The sequence below is a fragment of the Pseudomonas fluorescens genome (assembly GCF_902498065.1).
Taxonomy (GTDB): Bacteria; Pseudomonadota; Gammaproteobacteria; order Pseudomonadales; family Pseudomonadaceae; genus Aquipseudomonas; species Aquipseudomonas fluorescens_BJ.
Genome location: NZ_CABVIR010000003.1, coordinates 196,001 through 209,936 on the forward strand (window position 1 = coordinate 196,001; position 13,936 = coordinate 209,936).

The window sequence follows — 13,936 nt, forward strand, 5'->3', positions numbered from 1 at the left end:
CGAGCAGCGCGTAACTCTTGTGGGAGCAAGCCCGCTCCCATATTTAGATTTCAGTGTGCATAAAAATATCGATAGTCATCGGGCTGTGTGCAACGCGCAGTGCGCCGAAATTGTAATTTAATTACCCTTTCTTGTAGGACTTTTCTTTTTTAAAGTTAGAACTTTCCCTCGATCTGAAAGCTAAATGGCCGAAAGCTTAAGCCACTGTCCAGATTCTCACTTGTACAAATCTCTTTCCTACACTTCTAGTCACAACTGCACGGTCTCAGCGCGGTGTATGAGCTTGGCAATGGGACTTGGTGGTTGATAAAGTTGTGCCAAGTAATATTTATCAAGAAATATTTCGATATATTCTGACCATTGACGGTCCTTGAATCAAATACTAGCCAGCGTTGAGAGATCAACCTGTTCAAGTGGCGTGTCCAGGTAAAAAGTTCGCCCCTGAATATATAAAAGAATAATGCCGATGATTCAGCTCGACTTTTACGGAACACTTGTGGCCGCCTCTTTAGTGCTGTTGCTCGGGCGCGGGCTTGTTACACGTGTTGGTTTTTTACGTGCCTACAATATCCCTGAGCCCGTAGCCGGAGGTCTTGTGGTCGCCTTGCTGCTCTTGGCGTTACGGGGCCTTGATATTGAAGTGCGCTTTGATACTTCACTGCAGACGCCCTTGATGCTGGCGTTTTTTGCCACAATTGGATTGAGTGCGGACTTCGCCAGCCTGAAGAAAGGCGGTCGCGTTGTGGGGGTGTTTCTACTGGCGGTCATCGGCCTGCTGGTGGTCCAGAATGCCATGGGCATCGGACTCGCGACGGCCTTGGGGCTTGATCCGTTGATGGGCTTGTTGACGGGCTCGATTACACTGGCAGGTGGTCACGGGACAGGCGCTGCATGGGGCGCCACGTTCAGTGAGAAGTACGGTCTGGCTTCCGCCTCTGAACTTGCGATGGCCTCTGCGACGTTCGGCTTGGTACTGGGTGGTTTGATTGGTGGTCCGGTCGCTCGTTTGCTGATCAAGCGCGTCCAGGCACCCTGCCTCGAGCAAGACAAGCCGCGGTTGCCGAAGGGTTTTGAGCAGCCAAACAAAGAGCGTTCGATCACACCTTTTTCGTTTATCGAGACACTCGCCTTGATCGCCGTCAGCCTGATGGCTGGCTCCCTCTTGAATGGCCAGCTTCAAGGAACAGCGTTTGAGTTGCCGACGTTCGTTTGCGTCTTGTTCATGGGCGTGGTTTTACGCAATGGGCTTTCCGCATTGGGCCTGTATCAGGTGTTTGAGCGTGAGGTCTCCGTGCTGGGTAATGTCAGCCTGTCGCTGTTTCTGGCAATCGCTCTGATGTCACTCAAACTGTGGGATCTGGCTGCACTGGCGTTGCCGATCTTCATCATCCTGGCTGCTCAAGCGTTGGTCATGGCGCTGTATGCGATTTTCGTGACGTTCAGAGTCATGGGCAGTAACTATGATGCGGCAGTACTGGCGGCGGGGCATTGTGGTTTTGGATTAGGTGCAACGCCAACAGCCATTGCCAACATGCAGGCTGTGACACAGCGTTACGGGCCTTCGCAAATAGCATTTCTGGTGGTGCCGATGGTGGGCGCTTTCTTCATCGACATCATTAATGTCGTCGTGATCAAGTTGTACCTCACGCTGCCGTTTTTTGCCGCTGCTTGAAGTTCTGATCACTGCTGAATATCCATAAAAAATGCCCGTATCTTGCGATACGGGCATTTTTTTCTACCGACCAGACCAAATTAAATGGTCAGTGTCCAGTCGTAGTCCACGATCAGCGGAGCATGCTGCGAGAACCGTGGCTGACGTGGCAGGCGCGCACTGCGTACAAAACGGCGCAGGCCCGGGGTCAGTATCTGGTAATCGAAGCGCCAGCCCAGGTTGAGCATCTCAGCCTGTTCGTTATCCGGCCACCAGCTGTACTGATCGCCTTCACGGCTGACTTCACGCAGGGCATCGACATAACCCATGTTGCCGACAATCTCGTCCATCCAGGCACGCTCAGGTGCCAGGAAGCCCGGGGATTGCTGGCTGTCGCGCCAGTTCTTGATATCCAGCTTCTGTTGCGCCACGTACAGCGAGCCACAGTAAATGTACTCGCGACGTTTGCGCCGCTGTTTATCCAGATAACGGGCGAAGTCGTCCATTAGCTTGAACTTCTGGTTCAAGTCTTCATCGCCGTTCTGCCCCGAAGGGAGCAGTAAGGTCGCGATGCTGACCTTGTCGAAATCGGCTTGCAGGTAGCGCCCGTAGCGGTCGGCTGTCTCGAACCCGAGACCGCTGATGACTGCCTTCGGTTGCAACCGCGAATACAAAGCCACGCCACCCTGGGCGGGAACTTCTGCTTCGCAGGCATAAAGGAAGTAGCCATCCAGTTGGAAGGCTGGATCGTCCAGTTCAAAGGCGGAGGCGCGGGTGTCCTGCAGGCAGATGACGTCGGCATTCTGTGCTTGCAGCCAACTGAGCAAACCTCGCTCCACTGCAGCCTGAATACCATTGACGTTCACACTGATGATCCGCATAAATGGCCCCAAAAATCGCGTGCGTGTATGATACACGGCGTCAACCTAATTAGCTAAATCCGTGGTATTTGGGGTTTTTTTCATGCAAGCGTATCAGCGCGATTTCATTCGTTTTGCCATCGATCGCGGCGTTTTGCGCTTCGGTGAGTTCACCCTGAAGTCCGGGCGCACCAGTCCTTACTTCTTCAATGCGGGGCTTTTCAACTCCGGTTCGGCCCTGGCGCAGCTGGGTCGTTTCTACGCGGCAGCCATCGTCGAAAGCGGTATTTCGTTCGATGTATTGTTTGGCCCGGCGTACAAAGGCATTCCGTTGGCGGCGACCACTGCGGTGGCCCTGGCTGAACATCACAACCGTGATTTGCCATGGTGCTTCAACCGAAAAGAGGCCAAGGCGCACGGTGAAGGCGGCAGCCTGGTTGGCGCGCCATTGACCGGCGACGTGCTGATCATCGATGACGTGATCACCGCTGGCACCGCGATTCGCGAAGTGATGCAGATTATCGCTTCCCAGGACGGCGCCAAGGCAGCGGGCGTGCTGATCGCCCTGAATCGCCAGGAGCGTGGCAACGGCGAGCTGTCAGCTATTCAGGAAGTGGAGCGTGACTTCGGTATTCCAGTGATCAGCATTGTTTCGCTGAATCAGGTGCTCGAATTCCTGGCGGACGATCCGCAGCTCAAGCAGCACCTGCCAGCCGTAGAAGCCTACCGCGCCCAATTCGGCGTATAACCGCAGCGCCCTCAGGGATCGCAGGCGAAAAAAAACCCCGCTCAGTCAGGCTGATCGGGGTTTTTTTCTGGATCGGGGCGCCCGCGAGGTTATTTTTTGCTCGCGGGTTTGATGACCTCGGCGCTTTTGATTCCAGGTTTTTCCGATTTCTCCGGGTAGGGATCTTTCACCGCGTCGCCTTGGCCGGTCAGAATTTTCCAGCCATAGAGCGAATGCACGGTTTTACGAAACTGAGGACACGGCGGCATCGACGTTTTGGCCTGATTCGAATATTGGTGGCCGCAGTCGACACACTCGTAAGTGCCTGCGGAAACATCGCTGCCGTAAGGAACGTAATCTTTTTTCATTAGGGAGTCCTCCTCTGGATACAGGGAAGATCCTATGCAGATTGATTCTTGCGCGATGTCAGACGTTTCGCTGAGTCAGGTCAGGCATTTCCTATGCCCATAAAAAAGATCGCAGATTTCTTCAGAGCCTACGGAATATTCTTACATCCGAAGGCGCTGCCAAAAGCTGCGATCTTTTAACGTTTTTAAATCAGTGACGCTTGCGATTGCTGATCAGCGTACCCACACCCGTATCGGTGAAGATCTCCAGCAGAATCGCATTCGGCACCCGACCATCGATGATCAACGAGCTGCCCACGCCGCCCTGAACCGCTTCCAGTGCACAACGGATCTTCGGCAACATGCCGCCGTAGATGGTGCCGTCGGCGATCAGATCGTCCACTTGCTGAGTCGTCAGACCTGTCAGGACCGTGCCCGACTTGTCCATCAGGCCAGCAATGTTGGTCAGCAGCATCAGCTTTTCAGCCTTCAGCGCTTCGGCGACCTTACCGGCCACCAAGTCAGCGTTGATGTTGTACGACTCGCCGTTGGCACCCACGCCAATCGGCGCGATCACCGGAATGAAGTCACCCTTGACCAGCAGGTTCAGCAAATCGGTGTTGATCCCGACCACTTCGCCCACCTGGCCGATGTCGATGATTTCCGGTTGGGTCATCTCCGGCGTCTGGCGGGTCACGGTGAGTTTCTTCGCACGAATCAGCTCGGCGTCTTTACCGGTCAGGCCGATGGCGCTGCCGCCATGACGGTTGATCAGGTTGACGATGTCCTTGTTGACCTGGCCGCCGAGGACCATTTCCACCACGTCCATGGTTTGCGCGTCAGTCACGCGCATGCCATCAATGAAGTGACTCTCGATCGACAGACGCTTGAGCAGGTCGCCGATTTGCGGGCCGCCGCCGTGAACCACCACCGGGTTGATACCGACGGCTTTCATTAGCACGATGTCGCGGGCGAAGCCGGTTTTCAGCTCCTCGCTTTCCATCGCGTTGCCGCCGTATTTGATCACCAGCGTCTTGCCGACATAGCGGCGAATGTAAGGCAGCGCTTCGGACAGGACCTTGGCGGTGTTGGCGGCGGCTTCGCGTTCGAGGGTCATTCAGGGCTCCGGGTGAATCAGAAGATCAAAACGGTAATTGGAGATCAGGTGCAACACGCTTCAACTGGACTTTGAAAACGTCCTTGATGCGCTGCAATTCAGCCTCGTCATCGGCCTCGAAGCGCAGCACCAGCACCGGCGTGGTGTTGGACGCGCGCACCAGGCCCCAGCCTTTGGCGTAGTCGACTCGCACGCCGTCGATGGTGGTCAGGTCGGCGCCTTCGCCCCACTTCGCGTCGTGCAATGCATCAATGATGCTGAATTTGCTCTCTTCGGTCACATGGATATTGATTTCCGGCGTAGAAATATCGTTCGGGAAGGTTGCAAACAGCTCTTCCGCGGTGGATTTTTCCTTGCTGAGGATTTCCAGCAGCCGTGCGGCGCTGTAAATGCCATCGTCGAAACCGAACCAGCGTTCCTTGAAGAAGATATGCCCGCTCATTTCGCCGGCCAACAGCGCGCCGGTTTGTTTCATTTTCTTTTTGATCAACGAGTGACCGGTCTTCCACATTAGCGGACGACCACCGTATTCCTTGATCAGCGGCGTCAGGCGGCGGGTGCATTTGACGTCGAAGATGATTTCCGCGTCCGGGTTGCGCGCCACCACGTCACGGGCGAACAGCATCAACAGGCGGTCCGGGTAAACGATGCTGCCGGTGTTGGTCACAACGCCTACGCGGTCGCCGTCGCCGTCGAAGGCCAGGCCGATGTCGGCGTTGGTTTCCTTGACCTTGGCGATCAGGTCGACAAGGTTTTCAGGCTTGCCCGGGTCCGGGTGGTGGTTCGGAAAGTTGCCGTCGACGTCGCAGAACAGCGGGATGACTTCGCAGTTCAGTGCTTCGATCAGTTGTGGGGCGATCACGCCAGCCGCGCCGTTACCGCAGTCGACCACGACTTTGAGGCGGCGAGCCAGTTTGATGTCCTCGACGATTTCAGTGTGGTAGCGGTCGAGGATTTCGACTTTGGTGATGCTGCCCTTGCCGCTGCTCAGGTTGTTAGTCTTGAGGCGCTCGTGCAGGGCCTGGATTTGTTCGTTGGCCAAGGTATCGCCAGCGATGACGATCTTGAAACCGTTGTAGTTCGACGGGTTGTGGCTACCGGTGAGCATCACTCCCGATTTGCCGGCCAGTACGTTGGCGGCGTAGTAAAGCGCCGGCGTTGGCACCAGGCCCACGTCACTGACATGGCAACCGGCGTCGGCCAGGCCTTTGATCAGTTGCTCGACCAGTTCCGGGCCGGACAGGCGGCCGTCACGGCCAACGGAAACGTTCGGCTCGCTCTGGGCCAGGCTCTGGGCGCCGATAGCGCGACCAAGCCAGTAAGCGGTTTCAGCGTTCAGGAATTCCGGGACGGTGCCGCGAATGTCGTAGGCGCGGAAAATGCTGTCGGGGAACTTGGGTGCGACTTGGGCTGGGGTGCTCATCTGTGGGAATGCTCCATCTCGAAAGTGGCTGGACCTGTCCGCGAAGAACTCGTCGGCCGGCTCAAACTGAAGGGTATGACGGCGTTTTCCGCAGAGAGTTCGTGGTGCGAAAAGGCCATGACACCGGTTTCACTGAGCATCTGGGCGGCCAATGCCTTGATTTCCAGTGTTAAACCTTGCAGATGACATTCGTGCAATTTGTGCCGAGGGAGCTTGCTCCCGGGGGCCGGTCCGCGCTCGGGCGTAGCGGCTCCATTATGAGTGCTGCGCACTCAACCGGAAACAAGCTCCCTCGCCACCAGGTCGCCTGCTTTTCGATCAGTGGCTGCCCGAATGGCCAAAACCACCGGCGCCGCGTTCGGTTTCAACGAATTCTTCAACCATTTCGAAGTGCGCTTGAACGACCGGCACCAGAACCAGCTGGGCCAAACGCTCACCCACCACCATGTTGAAATCGGTCTGGCCACGGTTCCAGCACGAAACCAACAGTGGACCCTGGTAATCAGAGTCGATCAAACCAACCAGGTTGCCCAGCACGATGCCGTGCTTATGGCCCAGGCCGGAGCGCGGCAGAATCAGCGCGGCCAGACCTGGATCGCCAATGTAAACGGACAGACCGGTCGGAATCAGCACGGTTTCACCCGGCTTGATCACGGTGTCTTTTTCCAGCATGGCGCGCAGGTCGAGGCCGGCGGAGCCTGGGGTGGCGTACTGCGGCAGCGGGAATTCGGTACCGATGCGAGGGTCGAGGATCTTGGCTTGCAAAGCGTGCATGTAGATTAAACCTGGTTCAGACGTTCGGCGATAAAAGTGATCAGCTGGCGAGCAATCTTGCTCTTGCTGGTCTGGGCGAAAAGTGTGGCGTGTAGCTCGCGGTCGATCACGCTGCAGGCGTTTTCTTCGCTGTTGAAGCCAATGCTCGGGTTGGCGACGTCGTTGGCGACGATCAAATCGAGGTTTTTGTCTTTCAACTTGCGCGCAGCGTAGTCGAGCAGGTGTTCGGTTTCGGCGGCAAAACCGACACTGAACGGACGATCGGGGCGTGTGGCGATGGTGGCCAGGATGTCTGGATTGCGCACCATTTGTAGCAACAAGCCGTCGCCGTTCGTAGGGTCTTTCTTGAGTTTCTGTGGGGCGACGACCTCGGGGCGGTAGTCCGCGACCGCTGCCGAGGCGATAAACAGGTCGCAAGGGATCGCGGCTTCGCAGGCGGCCAGCATATCGCGGGCGCTGACGACGTCGATGCGCGTGACGCGATCCGGGGTTGGCAGGTGCACCGGGCCGGTGATCAGGGTCACGCGGGCGCCGGCCTCCACCGCGGCTTCGGCCAGGGCAAAGCCCATTTTTCCGGAGCTGTGGTTGGTGATGTAGCGCACCGGGTCGATATTTTCCTGGGTCGGGCCGGCGGTGATCAGCACGTGTTTGCCGGTCAGCGCCTGACGCTGGAAGCAGTCCGCCGCGCACTGGGCCAATTCGACGGCTTCGAGCATGCGGCCGAGGCCGACGTCCCCGCAGGCCTGGCTACCGGACGCCGGGCCAAAGGCTTTGATGCCGCGGCTTTCGAGGGTTTGCAGGTTGGCCTGGGTCGCCGGATCGCGCCACATGGCCTGATTCATTGCCGGGGCAACGGCAACCACGGCGTCGGTGGCCAGCACCAGCGTGGTCAGCAGGTCGTCGGCAATGCCTTGGGCCAGACGGGCGATCAGGTCTGCAGTGGCGGGGGCGATCAGCACCATGTCGGCCCACTTGGCGAGCTCGATATGGCCCATCGCGGCTTCAGCCGCCGGGTCCAGCAGGTCCAGATGAACCGGGTGGCCGGACAAGGCCTGCATGGTCAGCGGAGTAATGAACTCGGCGCCGCCACGGGTCATGACCACGCGCACTTCGGCGCCTTGGTCGATCAGGCGGCGAACCAGGTCGGCGCTCTTGTAGGCAGCAATGCCGCCGCCGACGCCCAGAACGATGCGTTTCCGATACAGCCGCTGCATAGGTCTGCCTTTCATTTCGTTGATGACTGCGTGGCGATACCCCCTCCCCAGGAGTGAAATCGCCCGCAAAAAAGATGGGCTACGATATCACAGCGACCGCTATGGAACAGCGGCGCCCACAGACAGGGAGGTGCTATGAGTATTCGCGATTGGCCGGCGGCGGAGCGGCCGCGGGAGAGGTTGCTGGAGTTGGGCTCGGCGAGCCTTTCGGACGCTGAGCTGCTGGCAATTTTTTTACGGACCGGCGTGGCCGGCAAAAGCGCGGTAGACCTGGCGCGACATCTGTTGACTCAATTTGGAAGTCTGCGCTCGCTGCTTGAAGCCGATCAGATAGCGTTCAGCAAGCAATTGGGGCTTGGGCCGGCGAAATTCGCTCAGCTGCAAGCGGCACAGGAAATGGGCCGACGGCACTTGGCCGAACGTGTGCGGCAGAAGTCGGCGCTGGAAAACCCGCAGGTGGTTCGTGATTACCTGAAATCGATGCTGCGTCACGAGCCGCACGAAGTTTTTGGCTGCTTGTTTCTGGACTCCAGGCATCAAGTGCTGACGTTCGAAGTGCTTTTCCGTGGATCCATCGACAGCACCAGCGTCTATCCGAGACAAGTGGTCAAGCGTGCATTGGCCCACAATGCTGCGGCTCTGATCCTGTGTCACAACCACCCATCGGGCAACACAAATCCCAGTCAGGCCGACCGAAAACTGACCAAGCGCCTGCAAGAGGCGCTGGACCTGATCGATGTGCGGGTGCTTGACCATTTCATCATCGGCGACGGAGATCCGCTGTCGATGGCTGAATATGGGTGGATGTAGGAAGGGCTTTCAGTTAACCGAAAACCCGGTGGGAGCGGGCTTGCCCGCGATGGCGTCGGCACAGTCGGCACCTATGTTGGATCTGCCTGCCTCATCGCGGGCAAGCCCGCTCCCACAGGTTTAGTGTTGTAGCGACTACTTGAGGTTGACCTTGGAGTAATCCTGACGGCCAAACGGGCTCACCGAATAACCCTCGACTTCCTTGCGCATCAGCGCAAAAGCCGTCGGATGCGCCAGCGGCAACCACAGCGCCTGCTGCTGGATCTGCGCCTGAGCCTGTTCATAAAGCTTGGTGCGAACCCCTTGCTCGGAAGTGGTCTTGCCGGCACTGATCAGCTTGTCCAGATCCTGATTGCAGTAGCGAGCGAAGTTGGTGCCGGACTTGACCGCCGCACAGGAAAACTGCGGTGTGAGGAAGTTGTCCGGGTCACCGTTGTCGCCGGCCCAACCCATGAACAGCAGATCGTGTTCACCGGCCTTGGCGCGACGGATCACTTCGCCCCATTCGATCACGCGAATTTCGGCCTGAATGCCGATCTCTGCGAGATCCGATTGCAGCATCTGTGCGCCGAGACTTGGATTCGGGTTGAGCAGGCTGCCGGACGGACGGGTCCAGATGGTGGTCTGGAAACCGTCCTTTAGCCCGGCTTTAGCCATCAGTGCCTTGGCCTTTTCCACGTCGTACGTGTAGCCCGGCAAGCCTTTGGCGAAACTCCAGGTGTTCGGCGGGTACGGGCCGTTGGCAGGCTCGGCGGTGTCTTCGAACACGGCTTTGACGTAGCTGGCCTTGTCGAATGCGAGGTTGATCGCTTGCCGTACTTCAGGCTTGTCCAGCGGTGGATGCTGGCTGTTGATGGCGACGAACGCGGTCATGAACGCGTCGGTCTTTTCGATCTTCAGCGTCGGCTCTTTCAGCGCGGCTTGTACGTCCAGCGGCTTCGGCGACAGGGCAATCTGGCACTCGTTGCGGCGCAGTTTCTGCAGCCGCACGTTGGCGTCCGGGGTGATGGCGAAGATCAGCGGGTCCACTGCAGGCTTGCCACGGAAGTAATCCGGGTTGGCCTTGTAGCGAATCGAAGCGTCTTTCTGGAAACGTGTGAACACGAAGGGCCCGCTGCCGATTGGCTGGCTGTTGAGCTTCTCCGGCGTGCCGGCCTTCAGCAGTTTGTCGGCGTATTCGGCGGAGTAGATCGAAGCGAAGCCCATGCTCAGGGTCGGCAGGAACGTCGAGTCCGGATGATCGAGGGTGAAACGCACGGTCAGCGGGTCCAGCGCGTCGATCTTCTTGATCAATGCCGGCAATTGCATCGATTGCGCGTGCGGGAAGCCGCTTTGTGCCACTTTGTGCCAAGGATTTGCCGGGTCGAGCATGCGGTCAAAGCTGAATTTCACGTCTTCGGCGGTCAGGTCGCGCGTCGGGCTGAAATATTCGGTGCGGTGGAATTTCACTTGCGGGTGCAGCTTGAACACGTAAGTCAGCCCGTCAGGCGTGACTTCCCAGCTGTCCGCGAGGCCGGCGACCACTTTGCCGCTGGCGGTGTCGAAGTCCACCAGACGGTTCATCAACACGTCGGCCGAGGCGTTGGTGGTGGTCAGCGAGTTGTATTGCACCACGTCGAACCCTTCCGGGCTGGCCTCGGTGCAGACGCTCAGGGCGGCAGCATGGGCCAGCGGGCTCAGTAGAAGCGGGGCGAGCAACAGCGGTAGGGCAGCGAGGCGCATGGTCGGATTCCTTTACAGATCGAAGGCCCATCTGCAAGTGCAGTCTGGAAAAGGCTTACCCTAGTGGGCTCTTTTGCAAATGACTATCCCCTTTTTCATTTTAAGGGGAGTATGTGCGATTGTTTTCGAAGCGTGCTGCTTGAGGAAACCTCCGGATTGGCCGGTTGGCCGATGTTCTGCGACGAGCGGTCTTTATCGACGATAGCCTTTATCCAAGGCGCTCGCAGCCTGAAAAATGGGGTTTTTATCAAGTCTGTGCGCACGGAATGTTGTTGCACCCCAGTCTTTCTGGTATAAAGCAGCGCTCTTTTCTAGGGGCCCGGTTCCTTCACTGTAGGTGTAGCCGGTAAGACCTCTAAAGAAACGCGGCGCCTGGCGCCAAATGACTGAGAGATTAAGCGGCCAACCCATGCCGGGTTGGGCATGTGGTTTTAGAGGGCTGAGGCATGTCGAGAGTATGTCAAGTTACCGGTAAGGGTCCGGTGACTGGGAATAACATTTCCCACGCAAACAACAAAACCCGTCGTCGTTTCCTGCCGAACCTGCAGCATCACCGCTTCTGGGTTGAAGAAGAGAAACGTTTCGTGCGTCTGCGCGTATCTGCCAAAGGCATGCGTATCATCGACAAGCGTGGCATCACTGTCGTGCTGGCCGAAATCCGCAAAGCTGGCAAGATCTAAGGGAGATAATCATGCGTGAATTGATTCGTTTGATCTCGAGCGCCGGTACTGGTCACTTCTACACTACCGACAAGAACAAGCGCACTACTCCGGACAAAATCGAGATCAAGAAATTTGATCCGGTTGTTCGTAAGCACGTGATCTACAAAGAAGGCAAAATCAAGTAATTGATTTTTCCCTCTTACGAAAAAGGCCCGTATCGCGAGATACGGGCCTTTTTTGTTGCCTGTTGGGTTATGCAGCGCCTGTCAGGGCCTCATCGCGAGCAGGTTTTGTGATCGACACAGATCCCTGTGGGAGCGGGCTTGCCCGCGATGAGGCCGGCCCCGACAGCACAAATCCTCAGGCCTTCTGTTCAAACGCCACATAGATCTTGCGGCAAGTCTCCAGCACCTCCCAAGTGCCTCTGAACCCCGCCGGGATCACAAAGCGATCACCCGCGCGCACAGTCTTGCTGTTGCCATCGTTGTCGCGCAGCACTGAAACACCCTGAACGATTTCGCAGTATTCATGTTCGGTGAAGTTCACCAGCCACTGGCCAACCGCGCCTTCCCATACGCCCGCATTCAACTGACCGCACGGGCTGTTGTAGTGGTTGTAAACCACCTGCTCGGGGTCGCCTTTCAAGATTTTCGCCTGGTCTGGTCTGTAACGCTCGGGCTCGGTGGTGGCCTGGCTGAAGTCGACGATGTTCTGGATGCTCATTGTTGTTATCCCCCGTGATTGCGGCGCGAGTGGCTGGAAAGCCCAAAGTCTATGTTTATTAAAATGAACACCGCAAGGCTGTTTACCGACCTTATGTCAAATATATTGAAACAACCCCGGCCACTGGTTTAGGGTGGCGGTTGCCTTGAGCCGAAATGCAGGCTGGCCGGGCAGAATTCCTGGGAACGTCCGCGAAGAACGCGGGGCGCTCGTATTCAATAAGAGGAGGACACTCGAATGACCACCCTGACTCGTGCCGATTGGGAACAACGGGCTCGCGATCTGAAGATCGAAGGCCGTGCCTACATCAATGGCGAATACACCGATACCGTCTCCAGCGAGACCTTCGAGTGCATCAGCCCGGTCGATGGCCGTCTGCTGGGCAAGATTGCCAGCTGTGACGCCGCCGACGCCCAGCGCGCTGTTGAAAACGCTCGCGCTACGTTCAATTCCGGCGTCTGGTCGCGCCTGGCGCCGACCAAACGCAAAGCCACCATGATCCGTTTCGCCGGTTTGCTGAAACAGCACGCCGAAGAGCTGGCCCTGCTTGAAACCCTCGACATGGGCAAGCCAATCAGCGATTCCCTGTACATCGACGTTCCTGGCGCGGCGCAAGCCCTGAGCTGGAGCGGCGAAGCCATCGACAAAATCTACGACGAAGTCGCCGCGACCCCGCACGATCAACTGGGTCTGGTGACCCGCGAGCCGGTGGGCGTCGTCGGCGCGATCGTGCCGTGGAACTTCCCGCTGATGATGGCCTGCTGGAAACTCGGCCCGGCGCTGTCCACCGGTAACTCGGTGATCCTCAAGCCGTCGGAAAAATCGCCGCTGACCGCCATCCGTATCGCTGCGCTGGCCGTTGAAGCCGGCATCCCGAAAGGCGTGCTGAACGTGCTGCCGGGCTACGGTCACACCGTCGGCAAGGCCCTGGCCCTGCACAACGATGTCGACACCCTGGTGTTCACCGGTTCGACCAAGATCGCCAAGCAACTGCTGATCTACTCCGGCGAATCGAACATGAAGCGCGTCTGGCTCGAAGCCGGCGGCAAGAGCCCGAACATCGTGTTCGCCGACGCGCCAGACCTGCAAGCTGCCGCTGAAGCAGCAGCCGGCGCTATCGCCTTCAACCAGGGCGAAGTCTGCACCGCCGGTTCGCGTCTGCTGGTCGAACGTTCGATCAAGGACACATTCCTGCCGCTGGTGATCGAAGCCCTTAAAACCTGGAAGCCAGGCAACCCGCTGGACCCGGCGACCAACGTCGGCGCGCTGGTGGACACCCAGCAGATGAATACCGTGCTGTCCTACATCGAATCCGGTCACGCCGATGGCGCCAAACTGGTCGCTGGCGGCAAGCGCACGCTGCAGGAAACCGGTGGCACTTACGTTGAGCCGACGATTTTCGATGGTGTCAGCAACGCGATGAAAATCGCTCAGGAAGAAATCTTTGGCCCGGTCCTGTCGGTCATTGCTTTCGATACCGCCGAAGAAGCCGTCGCGATTGCCAACGACACGCCTTACGGCTTGGCCGCCGCGGTGTGGACCAAGGACATCTCGAAAGCTCACCTGACGGCCCGTGCGCTGCGTGCCGGTAGCGTGTGGGTGAATCAGTACGATGGCGGCGACATGACCGCACCGTTCGGCGGCTTCAAGCAGTCGGGCAACGGCCGTGACAAATCGCTGCACGCGTTCGACAAGTACACCGAGCTGAAGGCGACCTGGATCAAGTTGTAAGCCGTTAAGGGAGGCCTATAAGTAACAGGCCTCCCGAACGACGCAGATCCCTTGTGGGAGCGAGCTTGCTCGCGATAGCGGTGTAACAGTCGACGAAAATGTTGAATGTTGCTTCGTCATCGCGAGCAGGCTCGCTCCCACAGTGTTTTGTGTTGTACATAAAGATATCCACAGG

At 57.9% G+C, this 13,936-nt stretch carries 13 protein-coding genes and 1 pseudogene; 6 read left to right on the forward strand and 8 right to left on the reverse strand.

Features of this window, described 5'->3' with window-relative positions:
- The first annotated feature begins 466 nt into the window (after nucleotides 1–466).
- Entirely contained in the window at nucleotides 467–1,672 is a 1,206-nt protein-coding gene (gene gltS, locus F8N43_RS13585; RefSeq protein WP_150638148.1) for a sodium/glutamate symporter, read from the forward strand.
- A gap of 80 nt (nucleotides 1,673–1,752) precedes the next feature.
- Here gltS and F8N43_RS13590 read toward each other — a convergent pair whose 3' ends face one another.
- Nucleotides 1,753–2,532, reverse strand: a complete 780-nt coding sequence (locus tag F8N43_RS13590) for an exodeoxyribonuclease III (protein ID WP_008030595.1) — start codon at nucleotides 2,530–2,532, stop codon at nucleotides 1,753–1,755.
- An 82-nt stretch (nucleotides 2,533–2,614) separates the two neighbouring features.
- On the opposite strand from F8N43_RS13590, the gene pyrE reads away from it, so the two are divergent.
- Entirely contained in the window at nucleotides 2,615–3,259 is a 645-nt protein-coding gene (gene pyrE / locus F8N43_RS13595) for an orotate phosphoribosyltransferase (protein WP_150638147.1), read from the forward strand.
- Between the two features lie 89 nt (nucleotides 3,260–3,348).
- Here pyrE and F8N43_RS13600 read toward each other — a convergent pair whose 3' ends face one another.
- The 5 genes and pseudogenes from F8N43_RS13600 to coaBC form a co-directional block, all read right to left on the reverse strand.
- On the reverse strand, nucleotides 3,349–3,606 hold the full coding sequence (locus F8N43_RS13600; protein WP_150631344.1) for a hypothetical protein: 258 nt from the start codon (nucleotides 3,604–3,606) through the stop codon (nucleotides 3,349–3,351).
- A 190-nt stretch (nucleotides 3,607–3,796) separates the two neighbouring features.
- Nucleotides 3,797–4,702 carry an acetylglutamate kinase gene (gene argB, locus F8N43_RS13605; protein WP_008007602.1) on the reverse strand — a complete coding sequence of 302 codons (906 nt, stop codon included), beginning with the start codon at nucleotides 4,700–4,702 and terminating at the stop codon, nucleotides 3,797–3,799.
- A 25-nt stretch (nucleotides 4,703–4,727) separates the two neighbouring features.
- Nucleotides 4,728–6,131: pseudogene (locus F8N43_RS13610) on the reverse strand (phosphomannomutase/phosphoglucomutase); the annotation flags it as partial.
- A 312-nt stretch (nucleotides 6,132–6,443) separates the two neighbouring features.
- Complete coding sequence (dut, locus tag F8N43_RS13620) at nucleotides 6,444–6,899, reverse strand: dUTP diphosphatase (RefSeq protein ID WP_150638145.1); 456 nt, start codon at nucleotides 6,897–6,899, stop codon at nucleotides 6,444–6,446.
- Between the two features lie 5 nt (nucleotides 6,900–6,904).
- Nucleotides 6,905–8,113, reverse strand: a complete 1,209-nt coding sequence (gene coaBC / locus F8N43_RS13625) for a bifunctional phosphopantothenoylcysteine decarboxylase/phosphopantothenate--cysteine ligase CoaBC (RefSeq protein ID WP_150631431.1) — start codon at nucleotides 8,111–8,113, stop codon at nucleotides 6,905–6,907.
- A gap of 135 nt (nucleotides 8,114–8,248) precedes the next feature.
- On the opposite strand from coaBC, the gene radC reads away from it, so the two are divergent.
- Nucleotides 8,249–8,923: a RadC family protein gene (gene radC, locus F8N43_RS13630; protein WP_150631346.1), complete on the forward strand. Its 675-nt coding sequence runs from the start codon at nucleotides 8,249–8,251 to the stop codon at nucleotides 8,921–8,923.
- 135 nt (nucleotides 8,924–9,058) lie between these two features.
- Here the strand turns inward: radC and F8N43_RS13640 are convergent, their stop codons facing one another.
- Entirely contained in the window at nucleotides 9,059–10,645 is a 1,587-nt protein-coding gene (locus F8N43_RS13640; protein WP_150631347.1) for an ABC transporter substrate-binding protein, read from the reverse strand.
- 446 nt (nucleotides 10,646–11,091) lie between these two features.
- On the opposite strand from F8N43_RS13640, the gene rpmB reads away from it, so the two are divergent.
- Nucleotides 11,092–11,325, forward strand: coding sequence for a 50S ribosomal protein L28 (rpmB, locus tag F8N43_RS13645; RefSeq protein WP_007894701.1), 234 nt, complete (start codon nucleotides 11,092–11,094; stop codon nucleotides 11,323–11,325).
- An 11-nt stretch (nucleotides 11,326–11,336) separates the two neighbouring features.
- On the forward strand, nucleotides 11,337–11,492 hold the full coding sequence (rpmG, locus tag F8N43_RS13650; RefSeq protein WP_007894709.1) for a 50S ribosomal protein L33: 156 nt from the start codon (nucleotides 11,337–11,339) through the stop codon (nucleotides 11,490–11,492).
- Nucleotides 11,493–11,667: 175 nt separating this feature from the next.
- Here rpmG and F8N43_RS13655 read toward each other — a convergent pair whose 3' ends face one another.
- Nucleotides 11,668–12,030 (reverse strand): cupin domain-containing protein, encoded by a 363-nt coding sequence (locus tag F8N43_RS13655; RefSeq protein WP_150631348.1) that lies wholly within the window; start codon nucleotides 12,028–12,030, stop codon nucleotides 11,668–11,670.
- A gap of 237 nt (nucleotides 12,031–12,267) precedes the next feature.
- On the opposite strand from F8N43_RS13655, the gene F8N43_RS13660 reads away from it, so the two are divergent.
- Entirely contained in the window at nucleotides 12,268–13,761 is a 1,494-nt protein-coding gene (locus F8N43_RS13660; protein WP_150638143.1) for an aldehyde dehydrogenase, read from the forward strand.
- Nucleotides 13,762–13,936 lie beyond the last annotated feature (175 nt).